Annotated in this window: 3 protein-coding genes; 1 reads left to right on the top strand and 2 read right to left on the bottom strand. The window is 63.1% G+C overall.

What is annotated here, in order from left to right; genetic code table 11:
- Positions 1-61 precede the first annotated feature (61 nt).
- Entirely contained in the window at positions 62-964 is a 903-nt protein-coding gene (locus tag FEM54_RS25355; RefSeq protein ID WP_138453524.1) for a DMT family transporter, read from the bottom strand.
- A gap of 137 nt (positions 965-1,101) precedes the next feature.
- On the opposite strand from FEM54_RS25355, the gene FEM54_RS25350 reads away from it, so the two are divergent.
- The gene (locus tag FEM54_RS25350) at positions 1,102-1,977 is read left to right on the top strand and encodes a helix-turn-helix domain-containing protein (protein ID WP_138453523.1); all 876 of its coding nucleotides are present in this window, start codon (positions 1,102-1,104) and stop codon (positions 1,975-1,977) included.
- On the opposite strand, the gene FEM54_RS25345 is transcribed toward FEM54_RS25350, so the two are convergent.
- Entirely contained in the window at positions 1,974-4,469 is a 2,496-nt protein-coding gene (locus tag FEM54_RS25345) for a LuxR C-terminal-related transcriptional regulator (RefSeq protein ID WP_138453522.1), read from the bottom strand. The two genes, FEM54_RS25350 and FEM54_RS25345, sit on opposite strands and share 4 nt — an antisense overlap.
- Positions 4,470-4,599 lie beyond the last annotated feature (130 nt).

The following is a 4,599-nucleotide window of genomic DNA, read 5'->3' as shown; positions in this document are numbered from 1 at the left end:
GTGGATCAGTCAAAGTTGAGTTAGCTGACCCACCGCCATCGCAGGCAAGCCAGCTCCCACATTAGATTGCCTTCGCCTTTAAGATTGGGTGAACCGACCGAGGCTTTCTGAACACCAACACATTCCCCAACATCACCAGCACCAGCCCCATCAGCGCCGGGGCCGTCCACTGGTAACCCTCGGCAAACGCCGACACGTTCAAAGCCACCACGGGAAACAGCACCGTGCAATACGCCGCCCGCTCCGGCCCCATGCGCCCAACCAGGGTGAGGTAGGCGGTAAAGCCGATCACCGAACCCGGAATCACCAAATACCAGAGCGCGCCGATATACCGCGCACTCCAGTCCATGTCGAAGGGAATGCCGCGCACCGCACAGTAAGTCGCCAGCATCGTCGCGCCATAGGCCATGCCCCATGCATTGGTGGTCAGCGGCTTGAGCCCGGCCTTCTGTTGCAGGCTCGAGAGCATATTGCCCGCCGAGAAACACATCGTCCCCAACAATGCCAACCCCAGGCCGAGCAAGGTCTGCGGGCTGGCGGTATGCCCTGCCAGTTCCGGCCAGAAAAGAAAGCCCAGCCCCAGCAACCCCAGCGCGCCGCCCATTAACACGTTACGTGCTACGCGCTGGCCAAAAAACACCCGGGCATTGAGGGCGTTCCACAACGTGGCGGTAGAAAACACCACTGCCACCAGACCGCTCGGGATCCATTGGCTGGCGGTCAGGAAGCACATGAAGTTGACGCAGAACAGGCACAGCCCCTGCGCCAGGCAGATCAAATGCCCGCGCCGGTTCATCACCTGCAACTTGCGGCTGAGCAGCAACAGCGCAAACAGCACCAGCGCCGCCAGGCCGAAGCGGTAGACGATCGACACGGGAATCGCCACGACGCCCAATTGCCATTTGAGGGCGATCCAGGTGGTGCCCCAGATCAGCACGGTGAGTAAATACAGGAAAAGGTTCATAGCGGGCTCCGTCGATTGAGCCACAGTGTCCCTTGGCAGCCGGCCGGCGCTCTTGCACATTCTTGCGCTTTTGTCGGGCGCAGGGATCACAGCTATCGCCTGCGGGAGTAGGATGCAAGGCGTCGGAGAGCACAACCATGCCAGATCTGGAATCCCTGCAAGTCTTTCAAGCCCTTAACCGCTCGCCCAACGCACGCCTGGAAGCCTGCGCCGAGCTCGGTGACGGTTTGTCTGCGGCCTTGTGGAGCAACCATCACGACTCGCAGGACTACCAGGCGCCGACCCATCACACCTTGTCCTGCTACATCGGCGGCGGCACCGGCACGTTTCGGCGCGATCAGCCTGGCACCAAGGGCGGCCCGGATAAACTCTGCATACTGCCCGCCGAGCACCAGTCGGCTTGGGTGATCAACGGTGAGATCCGCCTGGCCCACGTGTATTTCAGTCCCGAGCAATTTGCCCTCGGCTGCGTCACGTTGCTCGATCGCGAACCGCGGGAACTGCAACTGCGCGAAAGCACCTTCCTCGAAGACGCCAGCCAGGCCCAACGCTTTCACCAACTGATCGCCCTCAACTGGAAGGAGCCCGCCGAGCGCCTGCTGACCAGCAGTCTGGCCCATGAAATGCTCAGCCACACCTTGCTCAGCCAAGTCGGCGCACGCGATGGCCTGCGTTTGAAAGGCGGGTTGGCGGCGCATCAGCGGCGGCTGTTGGTGGAGTTTATCGACCACCACCTGGAAGACCCGATCAGCCTCGGGCAACTGGCCGGCCTGTGCGCGCTGTCGGAATACCATTTTGCGCGAATGTTCCGCCAAAGCTTCGGCCTGCCGCCCCACCAGTACCTGTTGGCACGTCGCCTGGCGCGTGCGCAAGCCCTGTTGCGTGGCGGCGCCCTGCCCCTTGGCGAGATTGCGTGGCGGTGTGGCTTCTCCAGCGCCAGCCACTTTACCCACCGTTTTCGCCAGGCCATGGGCGCCACGCCCGGGGAATACCGCCAGGCGTTCTGCGCCTAGACCATCAAGCCCAATGTCTTGGCCTTGGCCACCGCTTGGGTGCGTCGCTCAACGCCGAGCTTGCTGTGGATACGCCGCGCGTGAGTCTTGACGGTGTGCAGCGAGATAAACAGCCGGTCGGCGATTTCCAGGTTGGAGTTGCCTTGGGCGATCAGCTGCAGCACTTCCAGTTCGCGTTGGCTCAGCGGGTTTTCCACCACGCCACTGGGCGCCGCCGGGGTTTCCAGGCCCAGCTCAATCAATAGCCCCGGCGCACGCAAACGCAGCTCGCGAATCGCCTGCTGCACCTGGCAGCGTTGCGCCAGCTCCAGCCCGGTTTGCAGGGCGCGCCGGGCCACGGCTGAGTCGCCCAACTGCCAGGCCACTTCGCCCAGCACCAGGTGCAGCTCAGTTTCCAGGCAGAGCATGCCGCGTAGTTGGGTGGTGTCGAGCAAGGCATACAGGCGCTCCATAGGCTGAACGGCCACACCCAGCTTCACCTCGGCCAGCACCAGCAAGTACTCCAGCCGTGGAATCAGTTCCAGCGTAGCCGGCGGTGCTTGCCGGGCCTGTGGCCCACGGAAGTGGCGCAGCACCCGGCGCACTGCTTCCACGGTCAGTTCGGCACGGCCCTGTTGCAACCAGAAGTGCCCACTGACCAACAGCAGCACCGCGCGGTACACCGAGTCCGGCACATGGCGTTGCTGCATCAAGCGCTCCGCTTCGCGCAACTGGGCAAACGCCTGGGCGTAATCGCCATGGTTGGCCGCCAGCAACGCCAGGCCGAGAAACCCATAGAGCACGCGCTTGTCCTGGCTGTGCAGGCACAGGCTCAAACCGCTCTCGAAGCATTCACCGGCGAGCGCGTCCTGGCCTTGGCGCAACGCCAGATGCCCGCGCCGCAGGGCGATACGCCCTACCAGTGGCCCCGCCTTGAGGCGCTGGCGCGCCAGCATCGCCTGCACATTTTCCAGCAGGCTTTGCGCCCGATACGGTGCACCGCGTTGCTCCAGCAATTGCGCATGATCCAGTTCCAGCAGCGCTTCCAGCACCAATGAACCATGGGCACGCGCCAGGCACAGCGCTTCGCGGTTCAAGGCTTGGCCCACGTCCAGCTCGCCGCGCAGCAAGGCTTGCTGGGTCAGGCCCGAAAGGCACATCAGCCGGGAAGTCCAGGCGCTGTCGGGCAACGCTTGCAAAGCCTCCAGAAAATGCTCGCGGGAGCGCTCGGCATCCCCATTGAGGTGCAACAACCAGCCCCATTGCGCCTGCCAGCGCGCCAGTAAATGCCGCTGTTTCGCCGCCGTCGGCTGTGGTGCAAACCGGGCAAGCTGGTCGATGCACACACCGGCTTGCTCAAAGCGCCCGGCGAACAACAATGCGGCCGTCACCAGCCCCACCAGTTGTGCGGAGCCAAGCATCAATTCATCGCCATGTTGCTCATGCAGACGCAGCAACAGCTGCGCATTCTGCTGACGGAACAAGTCTTCAAAACTGAAGTGTTGCAACAGGCTCACCGCCATCTCAAACGCTTCGGCCAGCAAGGCCTGTTCAAACGCGGCTTGCCAATCGCACTCGGCGGTAAACCATTGGCAGGCACGCCGATGCCAGGCGCGCTTGGCCGGCCAGGGCTCATCGCGCAGCAAGCGTGCGAGCGGCGCAAAGACCTGCAGCCAATCGGTGGTGTCTTCCCAGGGCTGGATAAAGGCGCCCAATGCCTGCAACTCCCGCAGGTAGTCGGCGCCGTCGCCAGCGCCGAACAGGTGCTCACACAGGCCCGGGTTGAAGCGCGGCAGGTGCGCCAATACCCGCCAGGCCTCAGCCAACTCGACCGGCAAGGTGCGCAGCAGTTCGTGTTGCAGGTAGTCGAGCAAGGTTTTGTCCGGGTGACCATCACCGAGCAAGGCAATGCGTACACCAGCGCACCAACCGCCGCTGAACTGCATCACGCTGTCGAAGCTTTGCCCGCCGCCGAGCAGTTGCTGGACTTGCGCCGGGCTGAAGTTCAGCTCGCTGCACACCAACAGTTCATCGTCGAGCAACAGCCGCGGCCAGTTGCATGCCGGTCGCCGCCGCGCGCCCAGCCACCAGGTCAGCGCCGGGCTGGCGACACTGAGCAGGCGGTCGAGCAAAGCATCCAGCTCGGGCGCGGGCAGGCGGCAGTAATCATCCAGGAACAACCACGCCGTGGGCTGCCAGCGGCTGAGGTCAAGCAACAAGGTAGCTTCATCGACAAACGCCAGCCCCAGGTTGTGCGCCAAGCGTTGGCACAACTCATCGGGGCTCAAAGCCGCGCCATTGAGTGGCAGCCAATAGACCTGGCAACCCTTGGGCGCCTGCAAGGCACACTCGGCCAGTAACGCGCTTTTGCCACTGCCACCCGGCGCGCACAGCAACTTCACCCTCACGGTTGCTGCGAGCAACGGCTCGGTCAATTGCGGGCGTAACAGGTGATGGGCGGACAGCCGTGGCATGAATCCAGGACGGTCCAGGCAGCGGGTCATGGCGGTCATTGCTGCATCCTGCGTTTTTATTGTTATGCAACCTGACGCCACCCTAGTCCTGTGGTTGGCGGTTGTTGAAGAAGTATTCAGCGGGGTGATTGAAGGGCATTAATTAAAGGCAGAATGCAGACAACTGTGG

Source organism: Pseudomonas edaphica, assembly GCF_005863185.1.
Classification (GTDB): Bacteria; Pseudomonadota; Gammaproteobacteria; order Pseudomonadales; family Pseudomonadaceae; genus Aquipseudomonas; species Aquipseudomonas edaphica.
This window is presented reverse-complemented; position numbering and strand designations above follow the sequence as displayed.